Source organism: Neobacillus niacini, from assembly GCF_000759675.1.
In the GTDB taxonomy this organism is placed as follows: domain Bacteria; phylum Bacillota; class Bacilli; order Bacillales; family Cytobacillaceae; genus Neobacillus; species Neobacillus niacini_A.
This window is the reverse complement of record NZ_BAWM01000018.1, coordinates 200772-216823: the sequence shown is the minus strand read 5'-3', so window position 1 is coordinate 216823 and position 16052 is coordinate 200772. Positions and strand designations below refer to the sequence as shown.

The 16052-nt window shown below is 37.8% G+C and carries 19 protein-coding genes and 1 riboswitch; of the genes, 13 read left to right on the top strand and 6 right to left on the bottom strand.

Features of this window, described 5'->3' with window-relative positions:
- The first annotated feature begins 15 nt into the window (after window positions 1–15).
- The gene (locus tag TR08_RS09275) at window positions 16–1098 is read left to right on the top strand and encodes a class I SAM-dependent methyltransferase (protein WP_045517610.1); all 1083 of its coding nucleotides are present in this window, start codon (window positions 16–18) and stop codon (window positions 1096–1098) included.
- A gap of 38 nt (window positions 1099–1136) precedes the next feature.
- Here the strand turns inward: TR08_RS09275 and TR08_RS09270 are convergent, their stop codons facing one another.
- Window positions 1137–1385, bottom strand: a complete 249-nt coding sequence (locus TR08_RS09270) for a DUF2626 domain-containing protein (protein WP_045517609.1) — start codon at window positions 1383–1385, stop codon at window positions 1137–1139.
- 80 nt (window positions 1386–1465) lie between these two features.
- Window positions 1466–2161, bottom strand: coding sequence for a helix-turn-helix transcriptional regulator (locus TR08_RS09265; RefSeq protein ID WP_045517607.1), 696 nt, complete (start codon window positions 2159–2161; stop codon window positions 1466–1468).
- Between the two features lie 294 nt (window positions 2162–2455).
- Between TR08_RS09265 and comGA the strand changes: the two genes are divergently transcribed.
- The 8 genes from comGA (at window position 2456) to TR08_RS09225 (ending at window position 6745) form a co-directional block, all read left to right on the top strand.
- Window positions 2456–3538, top strand: coding sequence for a competence type IV pilus ATPase ComGA (gene comGA, locus TR08_RS09260; protein ID WP_274520999.1), 1083 nt, complete (start codon window positions 2456–2458; stop codon window positions 3536–3538).
- Entirely contained in the window at window positions 3525–4556 is a 1032-nt protein-coding gene (gene comGB, locus TR08_RS09255; RefSeq protein WP_045517604.1) for a competence type IV pilus assembly protein ComGB, read from the top strand. Before comGA ends, comGB begins: the two co-directional genes overlap by 14 nt.
- A gap of 57 nt (window positions 4557–4613) precedes the next feature.
- Entirely contained in the window at window positions 4614–4928 is a 315-nt protein-coding gene (gene comGC, locus TR08_RS09250) for a competence type IV pilus major pilin ComGC (RefSeq protein WP_081954415.1), read from the top strand.
- Window positions 4853–5362: a competence type IV pilus minor pilin ComGD gene (gene comGD, locus TR08_RS09245; RefSeq protein ID WP_238579110.1), complete on the top strand. Its 510-nt coding sequence runs from the start codon at window positions 4853–4855 to the stop codon at window positions 5360–5362. Before comGC ends, comGD begins: the two co-directional genes overlap by 76 nt.
- Complete coding sequence (locus TR08_RS32460) at window positions 5346–5684, top strand: hypothetical protein (RefSeq protein ID WP_045517599.1); 339 nt, start codon at window positions 5346–5348, stop codon at window positions 5682–5684. The genes comGD and TR08_RS32460 overlap by 17 nt, the downstream gene beginning before the upstream one ends.
- The gene (gene comGF, locus TR08_RS09235) at window positions 5635–6108 is read left to right on the top strand and encodes a competence type IV pilus minor pilin ComGF (protein WP_238579114.1); all 474 of its coding nucleotides are present in this window, start codon (window positions 5635–5637) and stop codon (window positions 6106–6108) included. Before TR08_RS32460 ends, comGF begins: the two co-directional genes overlap by 50 nt.
- Entirely contained in the window at window positions 6105–6488 is a 384-nt protein-coding gene (gene comGG, locus TR08_RS09230) for a competence type IV pilus minor pilin ComGG (protein ID WP_045517598.1), read from the top strand. Before comGF ends, comGG begins: the two co-directional genes overlap by 4 nt.
- Before the next feature lie 68 nt (window positions 6489–6556).
- Entirely contained in the window at window positions 6557–6745 is a 189-nt protein-coding gene (locus TR08_RS09225) for a YqzE family protein (RefSeq protein WP_045517597.1), read from the top strand.
- A gap of 284 nt (window positions 6746–7029) precedes the next feature.
- Here the strand turns inward: TR08_RS09225 and TR08_RS09220 are convergent, their stop codons facing one another.
- Together TR08_RS09220 and TR08_RS09215 are read right to left on the bottom strand one after the other, a co-directional pair.
- Window positions 7030–7821, bottom strand: coding sequence for a YqhG family protein (locus TR08_RS09220; protein WP_045517595.1), 792 nt, complete (start codon window positions 7819–7821; stop codon window positions 7030–7032).
- Window positions 7799–9487: a DEAD/DEAH box helicase gene (locus TR08_RS09215; RefSeq protein WP_045517594.1), complete on the bottom strand. Its 1689-nt coding sequence runs from the start codon at window positions 9485–9487 to the stop codon at window positions 7799–7801. The genes TR08_RS09220 and TR08_RS09215 overlap by 23 nt, the downstream gene beginning before the upstream one ends.
- 155 nt (window positions 9488–9642) lie before the next feature.
- Window positions 9643–9731, top strand: a riboswitch (glycine riboswitch).
- A 193-nt stretch (window positions 9732–9924) separates the two neighbouring features.
- Here TR08_RS09215 and gcvT point away from each other — a divergent pair.
- From gcvT to gcvPB, 3 genes are read left to right on the top strand one after another with little or no spacing between them, the layout of a single operon-like run.
- Entirely contained in the window at window positions 9925–11028 is a 1104-nt protein-coding gene (gcvT, locus tag TR08_RS09210) for a glycine cleavage system aminomethyltransferase GcvT (RefSeq protein ID WP_045517593.1), read from the top strand.
- A 21-nt stretch (window positions 11029–11049) separates the two neighbouring features.
- The gene (gene gcvPA, locus TR08_RS09205) at window positions 11050–12396 is read left to right on the top strand and encodes an aminomethyl-transferring glycine dehydrogenase subunit GcvPA (RefSeq protein ID WP_045517591.1); all 1347 of its coding nucleotides are present in this window, start codon (window positions 11050–11052) and stop codon (window positions 12394–12396) included.
- The gene (gene gcvPB, locus TR08_RS09200; protein ID WP_045517590.1) at window positions 12389–13849 is read left to right on the top strand and encodes an aminomethyl-transferring glycine dehydrogenase subunit GcvPB; all 1461 of its coding nucleotides are present in this window, start codon (window positions 12389–12391) and stop codon (window positions 13847–13849) included. The genes gcvPA and gcvPB overlap by 8 nt, the downstream gene beginning before the upstream one ends.
- A 156-nt stretch (window positions 13850–14005) precedes the next feature.
- Here gcvPB and TR08_RS09195 read toward each other — a convergent pair whose 3' ends face one another.
- A complete protein-coding gene (locus TR08_RS09195; protein WP_045517585.1) occupies window positions 14006–14389 on the bottom strand; it encodes a rhodanese-like domain-containing protein in 384 nt (127 codons plus the stop codon).
- A gap of 190 nt (window positions 14390–14579) precedes the next feature.
- Between TR08_RS09195 and TR08_RS09190 the strand changes: the two genes are divergently transcribed.
- Window positions 14580–15416: a lipoate--protein ligase family protein gene (locus TR08_RS09190; RefSeq protein ID WP_045517584.1), complete on the top strand. Its 837-nt coding sequence runs from the start codon at window positions 14580–14582 to the stop codon at window positions 15414–15416.
- Between the two features lie 42 nt (window positions 15417–15458).
- On the opposite strand, the gene TR08_RS09185 is transcribed toward TR08_RS09190, so the two are convergent.
- Window positions 15459–15938, bottom strand: coding sequence for an SRPBCC family protein (locus TR08_RS09185; protein ID WP_045517583.1), 480 nt, complete (start codon window positions 15936–15938; stop codon window positions 15459–15461).
- Window positions 15939–16052 lie beyond the last annotated feature (114 nt).

The window sequence follows — 16052 nt, the reverse complement described above, 5'->3', positions numbered from 1 at the left end:
AAAGAAGGAGTTCATATGATTACTTATTTAAAGAGCTTAATTTCAAATGCACCAGTAAACTTAATTACCTATGCAGAATACATTGAGGCAGTCCTATACCATCCTGAATTTGGTTACTATATGAAAAATAAACAAAAAATTGGCGGCCAAGGAGATTTTATTACGACAAGTAATATTTCCGATATTTATGGCCGTATCGTTGCGAAATGGTTCGCAAGTGTTTGTAAGTATAATGACCTTGAACCAACTTTTTGTGAAATTGGCGCTGGCAATGGACGGTTTGCCCATTCTTTTTTACAGGAATGGGAGCATTCCATCAAATCTCCGTTAAATTACATAATTGTAGAAAGCAGTCCGTATCATCTGAGTTTGCAAAATGAATTAATTAAACCCCGATTTTCTGTAACCCAAGTAAATAAACTTGATGAACTTGAACCTTTTGAAGGGATGGTCTTTTCAAATGAATTATTTGATGCTATGCCAGTCCATGTAATTGAGAAAGAGAATGGACAATTGTATGAGGTTATGGTGGGAATTAAAAATGAGAGCTTATATGAGGAAAAGGTTCCGTTAACAAATTCATTCATTTATTCCTTTTTAGATGCAAGTAGGCTGGTTTTAAAGGAAAAGCAGCGAATTGAAGTGCCTTTGTTAATGGAAGGGATGGTGAAGGATATATCCCGGGTGTTAAAAAAGGGGCTTGTAGTAACAGCTGATTATGGTTATACCAATGAGGACTGGAAACACCCTTCAAGAAAAAAGGGAAGCTTAAGAGGATATTATCAGCACCAAATGATTGATGATGTCTTGGAGCATCCTGGGGAAATGGATATAACCACACATATCCATTTTGATTGGCTAATTCTAAAGGGGGAGCAAGCAGAGTTAAATTTTCAATCAAAACTAAGACAGGATGAGTTTTTATTAAGAGCAGGAATATTAAAGGAATTAGAAGACCATTATGATCCCAATCCTTTTTCGGAAGTTAGCAAACGAAACCGTGCAATAAGGAGTTTGATTATGCCGTCTGGAATGAGTTCGTTTTTTCATCTGGTTATTCAACAAAAAGGTATTAATGGTAATCTTTTTCAAGAATAAAAAACACCGGAGAAGTGCTCCGGTGTTTTTTTTACTTCTTAATGTCCTCCAACTCCACCAAGCGGCATCATAAATGTTGTCCAATAAGTGAAGCCTGCGAAGAATACGGTCAAATATGCTCCGAAAACATACATATACATACGTTCGGAAAGTTTAAGATAGCTTAACAAAACAAAGAATCCAGTTTGGGCTAGGAATAGCAATGCAGTTTTATCCATATCTCCTAGATAGAACATTACGGTAAAAATACCCGTCCAGAAACCCAAAACTCTGAACATGCGATCCATATGTATCCCTCCTTTTCCCCTACGGTACCATCATGCAATATTATAAAGAAAAGGAGTTCAAAAGTAAATAAGCTTTCAAATTAGTTTGTAACAAGTGCTTGGTAAGAGCAAGTTTCACAGCCAGATATGATGTTTTCTTTCTCAACTAACTCCACTGTGTCAAACAATACTTCAAACATTCCTTTTAGGAACTCGTGGTGCATTTCGCAAACACTTTCATGTTCCTCTGCAACTTCTTTGAAAGGACAATTGTAGATTTGGAAGTAAATTTTTGTATGATCACCATTTGCTTCAAATTCTGGATAAAATCCAGCTAATGTTGCAGCACTTTTTAATATCGTTAATTTTTGGTCAAATTCTATTTCTTCTCCAAAGGATCTTTTTGCCATTTCCTGTTCAATAACTTCAGTACCAAATCGCTTACCAGTTAAGTAAAGAGCTTGTTTACCCGCTTCACCCAATGTAAGCATGGTAGATATGGCTACTTTGGAAAGGAGCATGTAATCACGGAATGGGAAGTGCAATTGAATCACATCATCGGATAAACGATATAATCTACTTGGTCTTCCACCTTTACCAGTCTTTTTTGTTTCAGACACTAACATGTTAACATCTTCAAGTTTTGATAAATGTAATCTAGCAACATTTGGATGGATATTAAAATGCTCTGCCACCTCTTGTACTGTAACTTCTTCGTGACGTTTCGTAATGTATTGATAGATGTAGTATCTGGTTGGATCTGATAAAACATTTGTTATCTTTAATGTTTGTTCCATCTCTGTTCACCTCGAACCCCCATAATTTAACCCAATTATAATACAGCTATTTAAACATGGGAATGAGGTTAACAATGTTAACACTTTATTTTTAGAAATTGTTCACAATTAAGAAATGTAAACATGTATTCCGTTGTACAAATATTATACAAATTATATACAGTGTGTCTGTCAAGAGTTGTTTTTGAAGATTATCGAGTGAAAAATTTAAAATATATTTTTTTGAAAAAAAGAAGAATCTTGAAGGAAAAGCTTGAAAGGTGTCGAATTATAACAAAGACAAAATAAAAGGTGGTGTTACCCATTGTTAGTGCAATCGAAATTTTAGCAAATAGGATTATCACAGATGCTGCCAGGAACCAAGCAACAGATATTCACATTGTTCCTAGGAAGCAAGATACGCTCATTCAAATCCGCTTAACAAACAAACTCATTCCACGATTAACACTTCCAAAAGATGAATGCGACAGATTAATTTCACATTTTAAATTTACTGCAAACATGGATATCGGAGAACGAAGACGCCCACAAAGCGGTGCGATTTTTTGTGAGGTGGACGGAAAATTAATGGGTCTTAGACTTTCAACCCTTCCTTCTAACAATCGAGAAAGTCTTGTTATTAGACTGCTGCCCCAACAAGAACAGATTCCCTTTCACCAACTCTCACTTTTCACGGGTATGACCAGAAAATTACTAGCTCTCCTAAAACACGCACACGGTTTAATTATCTTTACTGGTCCTACCGGATCAGGAAAAACCACAACTCTTTACTCCCTTTTAAATGAAACCGCTCATCTTTTTCATCGAAATGTGATTACACTTGAAGACCCCATTGAAAAAAACTACGACTCTGTTTTACAAATACAAGTGAATGAAAAAGCAGGTGTGACTTACGCAGCCGGTTTAAAGGCAATTCTACGTCATGATCCAGACATTATTATGGTCGGAGAAATACGTGACGCGGAAACTGCCAAAATTGCTGTGCGTGCTGCATTAACCGGTCACTTAGTCCTAAGCACGATGCATACAAGGGATGCAAAGGGCGCGGTATATCGTCTTCGAGAATTTGGTGTGAATTGGTTAGAGGTAGAACAAACATTAATTGCAGTTACCGCACAGCGATTAGTAGAGCTAACATGTCCCTATTGCCAAGGGGAGTGTTCACCCTTCTGCTATTCATATGGAAGATGGAAAAGGGCGAGTGTTTTTGAACTTCTATCAGGGAGAAACCTTAATGCTGCGATGAAAGAAGCAAAAGGGGAAGACATTATATCGCGTTACAGGACAGTAAGGGAAGTTATTAAAAAGGGGATTGCTCTTGGTTATATTAAAGAGTCTGAATATGATCGCTTGGTGTATGATCATGAAGCGCCATAATTGGTCTATCAATGAGCAGGCAAATTTTTTAAAAAGGATTGGAGAATTATTGGCACGCGGTTACCCAATTGCAGAAGCCATTGATTCCATTTCCTTGCATTTACCAAAGAATCGAAAGGAGGAGTTGTATAAATGTTTGGTTGATTTGAAAAATGGGATATCATTTCATGATGTTCTAAATAATATAGGCTTTCACGAGGAACTAATTGGTTACGTCTATTTTGCTGAACAGCATGGCAGTTTTGCAGAGGCACTCCTAGAAGGGAGCAGTCTAGCATTAGTAAAGGAGAATGATAGGAAAAAGCTTTTGAAACTATTACAGTATCCAGCTTTGCTTATCTTTATTACTGGTTTTCTATTTGTGTTTGTCCAAAAATCATTGCTGCCCAAATTTACAGGTCTCTTCCATTCTATGAGTCTTGAAGCAAATTTCTTTATGAAAGTACTTTATTCTTTGGATGAGTATTTTCCTATTTTTATGGTTGTTTTATTACTTCTCTTGACAGTAGGTACAATTTATTATGTTTTTGTATTTCGAAAAATCTCCGTCCTGCAGCAAAGGTCACTACTCGTAAGAATTCCGATTGTAGGAAGAATCCTCAAATTGTTGTTCACACATTATTTTTCTGTACAACTAAGCTTCCTTTTAGCAGGCGGAATATCCGTGTTTGAAGCACTAAATTTATTCGAGAAGAATTATAGACAGCCATTTTATAGCCATCTGGGAATGGAAATCAAGCAAAAGCTGTTAACGGGTGAAAAACTAGAGTCTATTTTGGCTAACTTTCCATTCTTTGAAAAAGAATTCCCCATGATTATTAAACATGGTCAAGAGAATGGGAAATTGGAACAGGAATTACTTTTCTTCAGCCAGCACTGTATGTTGAACATGGAAGAAAGAATCGAAAAAAGTTTAAAAATGATTCAGCCTGTGCTTTATCTTTTTATCGGGTTTCTCGTTGTATCCATGTACTTAGCTATTCTATTACCAATGTTCCAACTATTAGATGGTATTTAGAAAAGCGTCAGCCCCTAGGCGCTGACGCTAGACAAAATAAAAATGGAGGAAAAAATGATGAAAAATGAAAAAGGTTTTACACTCGTTGAAATGATGATTGTTATGCTGGTTATTTCTGTTTTATTAATTGTAACAATTCCAAATGTTGCAAAGCACAATACAAATATTAACAATAAAGGCTGTGAAGCATTTGTGAAAATGGTTCAAGCACAGGTGCAGTCTTATATTATGGAAAATAATAAGGTACCTACGATGGCAGATCTTATTACTGGCGAATATCTAATTGGAGAAACCGGTTGTCCAAATGGAACAACGGATGTAAAAATCGATTCGGAAGGAAAAGTTACCGCAGTAGCCAAACCAACAACCTAATGCTCCGCAATCAAAAGGGATTTACACTAATTGAATCTTTGATTGTTCTCTCCATCTTTCTAATTATCTCCTCGATAACTGCCTTTAGCATAAAACCACAATACCATTCAGCTAATGATAAGGCCTTTATTTCCCAATTAAAAGCAGATTTATATTACGGTCAGCAATACGCCATCGCTAATCAAATGGAAGTGAAAGTTATCTTTTTTGAACATGAGCACATGTATACAATCGTTGCTGGCAGTAATCGTATTGTTGAGAGAATTCATTCTTCAACGATACGTGTAAGTCAAGGAACCATCCAGTTAGTCTTTAAATTTAATCCGAATGGAAATGTAGACAAATTTGGTACATTATTTATTCGTACACAACAAAAGAATTATCGATTAACTCTTTTGATTGGAAAGGGACGGTTTTATGTTATGGAAGAATGATGGATTCTTTTTACTTGAGCTCCTTTTATCATTGTCGGCTTGGTTTATGCTGGGTATGTTTTTTATACCCTTGTTAATGGATTTATCATATCAATCTCAACAGCTTGTGAGAGACAAAAAGGCTAAACAGTTTTTATTTGAGGAACTCCAAGCAAATTTAGTGGAAGACAGGTCTAACTCTAGTTACTCCGAATTTCATAATGGAACAGAATACAAGATTTATTGGATTCAATCCACAGTTAATGGACAAAAGGAGGTGTGTGTAAAAGTTGATGAAACCACATTTCTTCCAAGAACGGAGATTTGTAAAGCACCTGAATGAAAAAGCTTTTACGCTCCTCGAAGTGCTTTTTGCATTTTCAATTTTCATGACCATTGTATTTTTCATGGCCCCATTACTACAGATCATTTTAGACAATAAAGATTCAAATGGAAGGCTTCAGGAAATGGAATGGGATGTATTTTCTAGCCAGGTAAAAAAAGAAATTCGTATTAGCTCAAAAGCAGAGGTAATTTCTGGGGGACTGGTGTTAACAAATAATAATGATACGATTAATTATGAGAAATATGGAAGTAACATAAGAAGGCGTGTGAATTCTTCGGGGCATGAGACGTTACTTCAAAATGTATCTTCAGTCACTTTTACCAGGATAAATAACTCAGTAAAAATTATCGTGAAAGATGTTTGGGGGAAAGAATACAATGTTGTGGTACAGTCCTACATTGAATGGTATCCGGTCTTATGAGGAATAACGAGCAAGGATTTACATACCCTCTGACTTTAGCGGTGCTCATCCTTTTTCTTTCACTATTCTCCTTTCGTGTAGAACAACTGTTAACCGAAAGGAAGTTGTCTTATGAAACAACCCTAATTCTTCAGGAGGAATATTATTTTCATTCTTCCATTAAAAAAGTTGAAGAAATAATGCGATCAGGTGGCGTTATTCCATCTAAAGGTTCTTTCTCCTATTTAAAGGGTGATATGGGGTATCAAGCGGACAGTCCAATTGGAACCGTACAGAAAATCAACTTCACTCTTAGAATGCATACAGGAGAAACAGTGATAGGACGCGGCTTTTTCGATATTGTTTCCAGAAAAATGATTAAATGGACTGAAATTTATTAAGGGCAATAGTTGTTTGAAATTATAAAACATGGACATACTTTTAGTGAAGAATGAAGGCAGGTGTGTCCATGAAAACGAATGATTATGTAAAATATATGACTCAAACTCTTGTTAAATATGCGGACCAGCCAAAAGATGAACGAAAACGACTCCGGGAAGAGCGAAAGCAAGCAAAAGCATCTTTCTGGTATCGTTGGTTCGGGATTCTTCCCTATATATTTTATATTGAAGTAAAAAACAGAAAAAGAAAAAGGTAAAGAAGCAGATTCAAGTCTGCTTCTTTACCTTTTGGCTGTGTTAAACTTGGCTGTTGATTTGTGCTCCAGGCGCTTCGCTTTCCGCAGGCGGTTCGGGAAGCCTCCTCAGCGCTAAAGCGCCTGCGGGGTCTCCCTTGTCCCGTCCTCCTGCAGGACATTGAATAATCTTCATTGAATAATCACCGCACGAAGGAAATGCAATAGCATTTTCGAGGAGTCTCGCGCCTTCCGCACAAATCAACATAGTTATAAAATCAACATTTACCTTTAACACAGCCTATTTTTTAAACAGCAGTGTCGGTTAAATAAAACAATCCGCCATTGATAAAGGATATGTTTATTTTTGGTTCATATTGGTCCTGTAAGGCTTTTTTCTCGGTTTCATAACTTTCATTTTCTTCTTGCGCATCCTCGTAAAAATGGTGAAGAAGCTGCAAATCTTGCTCCCAGCGATTTCGTGCATCCTCTGCCCAAGAATGATTATCTTCTTCAATCATTGCTTTCAAATAGTTTTCGATTCTCGACATCCCGCTTTTGGGTTTTACAAGCGGTGAAAGCGTAAATGAATAATCCGGTATTTTGGGAGTCAGTTGAACATTTTGCAGTCGTTCATGAAAACCCTCAATCATTTGTCCATTTATGAGCTGCAAGCCAATTGATTTATAAATATCCCGTTTACGGTCGCATTGGTACGATATCTTAACATTCATACATAGCCAAGGCATTAATGGAGTTTGTTGATTGTTATTACGGTGATTCTCATAAAGTCTGATGTAGCTAGCAAGCTTCTTTGTTGATTGAAATATTTGGTGCAGGCGAGGAGAACCAAAATGTATGGTTTCTCCTTTTAGATTTTCAGGTGCTATCTGTGGATTCGTAATAAAAGTAAGCTTCATTGGATTTGGAGCACCACCGGTTTTTTCTAAGTAATGCCAATAAAAAGGTCGATTCATTAATTCCTTATCGAGTTCAATAGATAACTGAACGGTTAGGTACCCTGGACCGTTCTCAGTAATTTCACATTCATTTGCCTGAAAATAGCGCACGAGAAAGTTATGAATTTCCAGCTGCTGCATGTGATTCCTCCTTCTGCATATCCTTTGCCAAATCAATCATCGATGTAAGATTTTCCATCTTAATCCGCATTTCGCCCTCAGAGCATGATTGCCCAAAAATATCAATTAAATGATCTTCAATACTTCCAAAGTCTAACTTTGTTAAGATATCGTCTAAATCACCTATTACTTTTTCAAATAGTTCAATTTTTTCATATAGTAGCTTTAAAATATGTTCTTCCACTGTGTTCTGGATCGCAAAATTATAGATCATAACGTCCTTTTCCTGACCAAGACGATGAATCCTCCCGATTCTCTGCTCCAGCCGCATTGGATTCCACGGTAAATCGAAATTAATTATATGATTACAGAATTGAAGGTTAATTCCCTCACCACCAGCTTCAGTCGCAATCAGTACCTGTGCATGCTTCTGAAATAGCTCGCGCATCCAGTCCTTTTTGCCGCGTTTAAAGCCCCCACGGAACGGAACAGATGATATTCCGTTTTGCTTTAAATACCATTGCAGGTACATTTGGGTTGCTCTGTATTCGGTGAAAATAATAACCTTATCATTTATTTTTTGTATCAATTCCAAAGCCTTTTCTGCTTTTGAGTTGGACTGAACGGCTTCTACCTTAGAAATTAAATATTGAATCTGGTCTTCGAATGCCTTTGTTGGATTCTCTTTTTTCTGATGCATATTTTTAAGGGTATAAAAAACTGCCTCTCTGCTGCTGCATGCTTCCCGCTGTAGGGTCATCACCGAGAATGCACTTGTTTGGACCCAATCGCCTTCGCTCTTTAAATCGGAAATGGCTTCATATAACTCTTTTTCTTGAGGTGTAAATTCAATCGGTATGGTTTCAACATGTCTTTTCGTCCATTCAATCCCTGTATCGGCACGCCGGTTTCGAATCATTACCTTATTTACCAGCTCTTTTAAATGCTCATTATCATTTAATGAGCGTGCATCCCGTTTGTATTTTTCAAAAAATGCTGTTTCACTGCCTAAATGTCCAGGTTTTAATAGTGATACGAGGTTAAAGATTTCCCCAATTCGATTTTGTATAGGTGTAGCAGTGAGAAGAAGGCAAAATTTCTTTTTTAAATTTTGAACAAACTCATAGTTTTTAGTCTTATTATTCTTTAGCTTGTGTGCTTCATCGATAATGATTAAATCGTAATCCAGCTTATTGATAATATCTTGGTGAGGATCCCGTTTTGCTGTATCAATGGACGAGACCACAACATCGCACTGCTCCCATACATAGCTTTTCCTCTGGGAAACGGCGGGAATAAAAAACTTACTATTTAATTCATATGACCATTGGGTTACTAATGAAGCAGGGACGAGAATCAAGACTTTTTTTACGAGTCCACGAATCATGTATTCTTTTAAAATTAGTCCAGCTTCGATTGTTTTTCCAAGCCCTACTTCATCTGCAAGAATGGCTTTTCCATTCATATTCTCAATCACTTGTTTTGCGGTTTCGAGCTGATGTGGAAGCGGAGTTAGATTAGGCAAATGCTTAGGTGCTTGTAAGCCTTCAAATTCAGGGATAATCAGATGTTTCTCAACTCCAACTGCCAGCTTAAAAAGCTCCCAGTTTCCCCATGGTCCATCGTTCTCAATTCTATGTAAAAATTCATCCTGCCAGGAGGAATCAAATTCTATTTCAACATTCATGTTTTCAGCTCCTATATGCACAAAAATTTATTGCTCACCTTATGCTTTAATGGTAGGATGGAGATAGCTTTGAAAGTTTTAAATATTGTAATAAAATAAATTTATTTCAGATGTATATTTTAGTATGACCCGAATGCGAAAATATTATAATGCGGATGACGACAAGGGGAGAGACTACAGATGTAGCGCCGAAGGAGCAAGCACAACGTGTGAATCTCTCAGGCAAAAGAACTCTTGTTTGACGCAGCTCTGGAGAGTGCTGACTAAAAAGAGCAGCCACCAAAGGGGAAAGCCAGTTAAGGTAAACTTTCAGGTGCAAGGACAGAGACCTTCTTTTTATTTAAGGGGGTTTTCTGTCCTTTTTTGTTGTTTTTGCACTAGTAATTGAAAAAGGTAACAACGAATGAAAAACATCTTTGGTTAAAGGGGGATTATTGATGACTGAATTAAAACGCACACCGCTATATGAAGTGTATAAAAGATATGGTGGAAAAACGATTGATTTTGGAGGCTGGGACCTGCCTGTTCAATTCTCAAGCATCAAGGAAGAACATGAAGCTGTCCGGACGAGGGCTGGTTTATTTGATGTTTCTCATATGGGAGAAGTCGAAGTAAAAGGACCCGATAGTTTAAACTATTTGCAAAAGATGTTAACAAACGACATATCAAAAATTAAAAATGGCGGTGCACAGTACACGGCAATGTGTTATGAAAATGGCGGTACTGTCGATGATCTGCTTGTCTATAAAATTGAAGACCATCATTATCTATTGGTTGTTAACGCATCGAATATTGAAAAGGATTATAAATGGCTTGAGGACCATTTAGACGGGGATGTTTCGATAGAAAACCTATCTGAAAAAATGGCACAATTGGCTCTGCAAGGACCACTTGCTGAAAAAGTCCTTCAAAAGCTCGCAGGTGATACCGATTTAAGTGGAATTGGCTTTTTTAAGTTTCAACAGGACGTTAAACTAAACGGTAAAAATGCTCTTATCTCACGAACTGGTTATACTGGTGAGGATGGGTTTGAAGTATATTGTGATTCATCAGACGCAGTTGAACTTTGGAATACGATTTTATCTGCTGGGGAAGAGGAAGGCGTTATACCATGTGGCTTAGGTGCTAGAGATACACTTCGATTTGAAGCGACTCTTGCTCTTTATGGCCAAGAATTATCACCTGAAATCACTCCACTTGAAGCGGGAGTTGGCTTTGCAGTTAAGTTAAATAAAGAAGCTGATTTTATTGGAAAAGAAGCACTTAAGCAGCAAAAAGAAAAGGGTGCAGCAAGAAAATTAGTAGGTATTGAAATGATTGACCGTGGAATACCGCGTCATGAATACCCAGTTTATAAAGGCGAGGAGCTTATTGGTGAGGTAACAACTGGAACTCAATCACCATCCTTGAAAAAGAATATTGGACTTGTTCTTATTAAAAATGAATATGCAGGTCTAGATTCTGAAATTGAAGTGGAAATTCGCGGAAAACGCCTAAAGGCGAAAGTAGTACCAACACCTTTTTATAAACGAGAAAAGTAAACACGAGGGGAGATTAGGTCTATGAAACATCGTTATTTACCTATGACTGAAGAAGATAAAAAGGCAATGCTTGAAACAATTGGCGTTAATTCCGTTGATGAATTATTCAACGATATCCCAGAAAAAGTAAGATTTAAAGGTGAATATAACATCAAGGCAGCAAAGTCAGAGACTGCTTTGATGAAAGAGCTTTTTAACATGGCTTCTCGTAATGCCGATTTAAAAAGAAATGTGTCCTTTTTAGGAGCAGGCGTTTATGACCATTATATGCCAGTCATTGTTGATCATGTTATTTCCCGCTCTGAATTTTATACAGCTTATACACCTTATCAGCCAGAAATTTCTCAAGGAGAGCTTCAAGCTATTTTTGAATTCCAGACTATGATCTGTGAATTAACAGGCATGGATGTTGCAAACTCCTCTATGTATGACGGCGGTACAGCTCTTGCAGAAGCGGCAATGCTTAGTGCAGGTCATACAAAACGTAAAAAAATCCTTGTTTCAGGTGCAGTTCATCCTGAATCAAAGGAAGTCCTCAAAACATATGCAAAAGGACAGTATCTTGAAGTGATTGAGGTTCCTGTTAATAATGGGGTAACTGATCTTGAAGCCTTAAAAGAATTGGCAAATGATGAGATTGCAGCAGTTATCGTTCAGTATCCAAACTTTTTCGGACGAATTGAACCTTTAAAGGAATTGGAAGAAATCATTCATGCTAACAAGTCTCTGTTTGTTGTTTCAAGCAACCCGCTATCGCTCGGAGTATTAACGCCTCCAGGGAAGTTTGGAGCAGACATTGTTATTGGTGATGCACAGCCGTTTGGAATACCTACAGCGTTTGGCGGTCCACACTGCGGATATTTCGCCGTTACCACTAAGTTAATGCGTAAAGTTCCTGGACGTCTAGTCGGCCAGACAGCAGATGATCAGGGTCGACGTGGCTTTGTATTAACTCTTCAAGCCCGTGAGCAACATATCCGTCGCGATAAAGCGACCTCTAATATTTGTTCTAACCAAGCATTAAATGCCCTGGCAGCTTCAGTAGCGATGACAGCCCTTGGTAAAAAAGGTGTTCGAGAAATCGCCGCTGCTAACTTGCAGAAAGCTCATTATGCGAAAACTGCTTTTAAAGAAGCTGGTTTTGAAGTCATCCATGATGGTCACTCATTTAATGAATTTGTTGTTAAATTAAATAAACCAGTAAAAGAAATTAATCAAGAGCTGTTACTAAAAGGAATTATTGGCGGATACGATTTAGGCCGCGATTATCCAGATCTCGCTAATCATATGCTCGTTGCTGTTACAGAACAAAGATCGAAGGAAGAAATTGATACTCTTGTGAAAGAAGTGGGGGATTTAAATGCATAACCAAGACCAGGCACTCATTTTTGAACTTAGTACACCAGGAAGAATTGGATACAGCCTCCCTGAAATGGATGTTCCTGAATTAGACCTTAGCAGCCTTCTTCCAGAAGGGTATTTACGCGAAGAAGAACCAGAGCTGCCAGAGGTTTCAGAGCTTGATATTATGCGTCATTACACGGCCCTTTCACGGAGAAATCATGGAGTTGATTCAGGTTTTTATCCATTAGGCTCCTGTACAATGAAATATAACCCAAAAATTAATGAAAATGTAGCTCGTTTCAATGGATTTGCTCACGTCCATCCCCTTCAGGACGAAAGCTCTGTCCAAGGAGCTCTTGAACTGTTGTATGATTTGCAGCAGCATTTAATTGAAATCACAGGAATGGACGAAGTCACATTGCAGCCAGCAGCTGGAGCACATGGCGAATGGACTGGATTAATGATGATTCGTGCCTACCATGAGGCAAATGGGGATCTAAAGCGTACTAAGGTTATCGTTCCTGATTCAGCGCATGGAACTAATCCAGCATCTGCAACGGTAGCAGGGCTTGAAACGATTACTGTTAAATCAAATGAGTATGGTTTAGTTGACCTTGATGATTTAAGAAGAGTTGTCGGGGAAGATACCGCTGCTTTAATGTTAACCAACCCAAATACACTTGGACTTTTTGAAGAAAACATTGTTGAGATGGCTGAAATTGTTCATGGTGCTGGTGGTAAGCTCTATTATGATGGAGCAAACTTAAATGCCGTTCTATCAAAAGCAAGACCTGGAGATATGGGATTTGATGTTGTTCACTTAAATCTTCATAAAACTTTTACGGGTCCACATGGCGGCGGAGGTCCAGGATCAGGTCCTGTTGGTGTAAAAGAAGACCTAATTCCGTTTTTACCAAAGCCGATTATTTCAAAACGTGGAGACGAGTATGTGTTTGATTATGACCGTCCGCAATCAATCGGTCGTGTGAAGCCTTTCTATGGTAACTTTGGAATCAATGTTCGTGCTTACACTTACATCCGTTCAATGGGTCCTGATGGCTTAAAAGCAGTAACGGAGTATGCTGTACTAAATGCAAACTACATGATGAGAAGACTTGCTGAGTATTATGATCTTCCATTTGATAAGCATTGCAAACATGAATTTGTTTTAAGTGGAAGAAGACAGAAAAAATTAGGTGTTCGTACCTTGGATATTGCAAAACGACTGCTTGATTTTGGCTACCATCCGCCAACCATTTACTTCCCGTTAAATGTTGAGGAATGTATCATGATTGAGCCTACTGAAACAGAATCGAAAGAGACTCTAGATTCATTCGTTGACATCATGATTCAAATTGCGAAAGAAGTAGAAGAGAACCCAGAAATTGTTCAAGAAGCACCACATACAACCGTTGTCGGACGTATGGACGAAGCAACTGCCGCTCGTAAACCAATCTTAAAATACCAAAAGGCATAATATAGAAGAAAGGGTAGGATTCAGGAAGCTGAATCCTACCCTTTTTCGTTATTGTGCCCGACATTTGGTGCAGGAAGGAAATTGGGTAAAAATCATTGAATTTTATTATGGAAAGTAACAAAAAAAGACTTCCGCTCAACGGAAGTCCTCATTGGATTATTTTTTAGTTTTAACTTTTCCAGACCATTTTTTGAACCCGCCTTGAAGCTGGGTAAGATCCTTGTAACCTTTACGGTGTAAAAATTGTGCTGCACGGGCACTGCGCATGCCGCTTTGGTCATATAAGTAAACAGGTAAATCAGGACGAAGTTCCTTCATCCGCATTTTTATTTGCGACATTGGGATATTGCGGGCTCCTAAAATATGACCTGCTTCGAATTCGTTTGGTTCACGAACATCGATTAGCTGTGCTTTTCGATAACCGGCACGAAATTCCTCTTCCGTTACCGTTTTAACAATCCTTTTTTGATAAAAATAGGTGAAAACGGAATAAGCTAAAACTGCTACTATTATGACTAGTAGGACATAAAGTGAATTCAATTTCTATTGCTCCTTTCAAGCTTGTTACACTATGTATTATTATATAAGTCAATCGTGTAAAGATAAAGAATAAACGACAAAATATTTCTTTTTACATATTAGATTATATCAGAAACATCTTGTTTTGAATTCATATCAGATTTTGGTAGACTAAAACAAGAGTAAACTACATAAAGATGAGGTTTTTTATATGAAGAAAGAGGTATGGCGTTTTATAGATTCAGGTAATTGTTCCCCATCATTTAACATGGCGTTGGATGAGGCATTACTCGATTGGCATAGCGAGGGGAAAATACCTCCTGTTATTCGCTTCTATGGCTGGGAACCTGCGACACTTTCAATTGGATATTTCCAAAAGGTTGAAAAGGAAATTGATTTAGAGGCAGTAAAAGCCCATGGATTAGGGTTTGTTAGAAGACCTACAGGCGGTCGCGGCGTGCTGCATGAGCATGAACTTACTTACAGTGTCATTGTTTCGGAAGACCACCCAGAAATGCCTAAAACGGTAACAGAGGCGTATCGTGTTATTTCTGAAGGAATCTTAAAAGGATTTCACCAACTTGGATTAGAAGCCTTCTTTGCAGTCCCAAGAACAGATGAAGAACGAAGTGCACTTAAGAATCCTCGTTCAGCAGTATGTTTTGACGCACCAAGCTGGTATGAGCTTGTGGTCGAAGGTCGTAAGGTTGCAGGAAGTGCGCAGACAAGGCAAAAGGGGGTCATCCTCCAGCACGGATCGATTTTATTAGATTTAGATGAAGATAAGCTGTTCAGTTTATTTAAATATCCTAATGAGAGAGTAAAGGAACGAATGAAATCTGCTTTTAAAAGTAAAGCTGTGGCCATTAATGAAATCAGTCCTAGAAAAATTACTTTAGAGGAAGCAAAAGAAGCTTTTTATAAAGGCTTTGCAGAGGGACTTAATATCGAACTCGAATCCTATCAATTAACAGAAGAAGAACTTGCATACGTTAACAAAATTGCAAAAGAGCGATATGAAAACGATGAGTGGAATTATAAAAGATAAAATGAACAGGCGAATCCATTTTTAGGGGTTCGCCTGTTTTTATTATTGTTGCGTTACTTTTTCGATTTCCTTTACATACTTTTCGTACCAGATTTTCCATTCTTCACTCCGTTCAATTGTCCTGCCATCCATCAATGCTTGAATTACGTCTAAACAAACATGCCAGCCTGCTAGATCCCTTGGGGTATGGGCAGTGATAGTGTTAATCTTCTCTTTAAAAACTAATAAACATCCATTGGGTTCGTGAGACAACTCAAAACGGACAACGTCCTCTCCCCACGTATACTCCAAAACTGATTGCATCTCAAGATCAAGAATTTCCATTTCCTCAAAGGTACCATTTCCTATGTCAAACTTAATAACCCCGCCTTCACGAAGCTCGTCTATACGTAACTCTGAAAACCATTTTGGCAGTTTTTCGTTATCGGTTAAATAAGTCCATACATCTTCCACAGGATGTTTAAGATGGCGTTCATATGTGGCAGAATAGCTAGTTGCAACTTTTTCAATATGTGCTATCATCTATACTTCCTCCTTTAAATAATTCTTTTTTTAAGTATACCTTTTTTAATATTCTCGATAATCATGTTATCTCCTTTTTTACCGTAAATTTTCTGTAAATAAAAATCGCAACCT

Excerpts from the sequence above, each read along its gene's own strand:
- TR08_RS09275 (WP_045517610.1), top strand. The coding sequence starts at position 16 with ATGATTACTTATTTAAAGAGCTTAATTTCAAATGCACCAGTAAACTTA.
- gcvPA (WP_045517591.1), top strand. The coding sequence starts at position 11,050 with ATGAAACATCGTTATTTACCTATGACTGAAGAAGATAAAAAGGCAATG.
- TR08_RS09265 (WP_045517607.1), bottom strand. The coding sequence starts at position 2,161 with ATGGAACAAACATTAAAGATAACAAATGTTTTATCAGATCCAACCAGA.
- TR08_RS09270 (WP_045517609.1), bottom strand. The coding sequence starts at position 1,385 with ATGGATCGCATGTTCAGAGTTTTGGGTTTCTGGACGGGTATTTTTACC.
- TR08_RS32460 (WP_045517599.1), top strand. The coding sequence starts at position 5,346 with ATGTTATGGAAGAATGATGGATTCTTTTTACTTGAGCTCCTTTTATCA.
- TR08_RS09185 (WP_045517583.1), bottom strand. The coding sequence starts at position 15,938 with ATGATAGCACATATTGAAAAAGTTGCAACTAGCTATTCTGCCACATAT.
- comGF (WP_238579114.1), top strand. The coding sequence starts at position 5,635 with ATGAAACCACATTTCTTCCAAGAACGGAGATTTGTAAAGCACCTGAAT.
- comGG (WP_045517598.1), top strand. The coding sequence starts at position 6,105 with ATGAGGAATAACGAGCAAGGATTTACATACCCTCTGACTTTAGCGGTG.
- TR08_RS09225 (WP_045517597.1), top strand. The coding sequence starts at position 6,557 with ATGAAAACGAATGATTATGTAAAATATATGACTCAAACTCTTGTTAAA.
- TR08_RS09190 (WP_045517584.1), top strand. The coding sequence starts at position 14,580 with ATGAAGAAAGAGGTATGGCGTTTTATAGATTCAGGTAATTGTTCCCCA.
- gcvPB (WP_045517590.1), top strand. The coding sequence starts at position 12,389 with ATGCATAACCAAGACCAGGCACTCATTTTTGAACTTAGTACACCAGGA.
- gcvT (WP_045517593.1), top strand. The coding sequence starts at position 9,925 with ATGACTGAATTAAAACGCACACCGCTATATGAAGTGTATAAAAGATAT.
- comGC (WP_081954415.1), top strand. The coding sequence starts at position 4,614 with ATGAAAAATGAAAAAGGTTTTACACTCGTTGAAATGATGATTGTTATG.
- comGB (WP_045517604.1), top strand. The coding sequence starts at position 3,525 with ATGAAGCGCCATAATTGGTCTATCAATGAGCAGGCAAATTTTTTAAAA.
- TR08_RS09215 (WP_045517594.1), bottom strand. The coding sequence starts at position 9,487 with ATGAATGTTGAAATAGAATTTGATTCCTCCTGGCAGGATGAATTTTTA.
- TR08_RS09220 (WP_045517595.1), bottom strand. The coding sequence starts at position 7,821 with ATGCAGCAGCTGGAAATTCATAACTTTCTCGTGCGCTATTTTCAGGCA.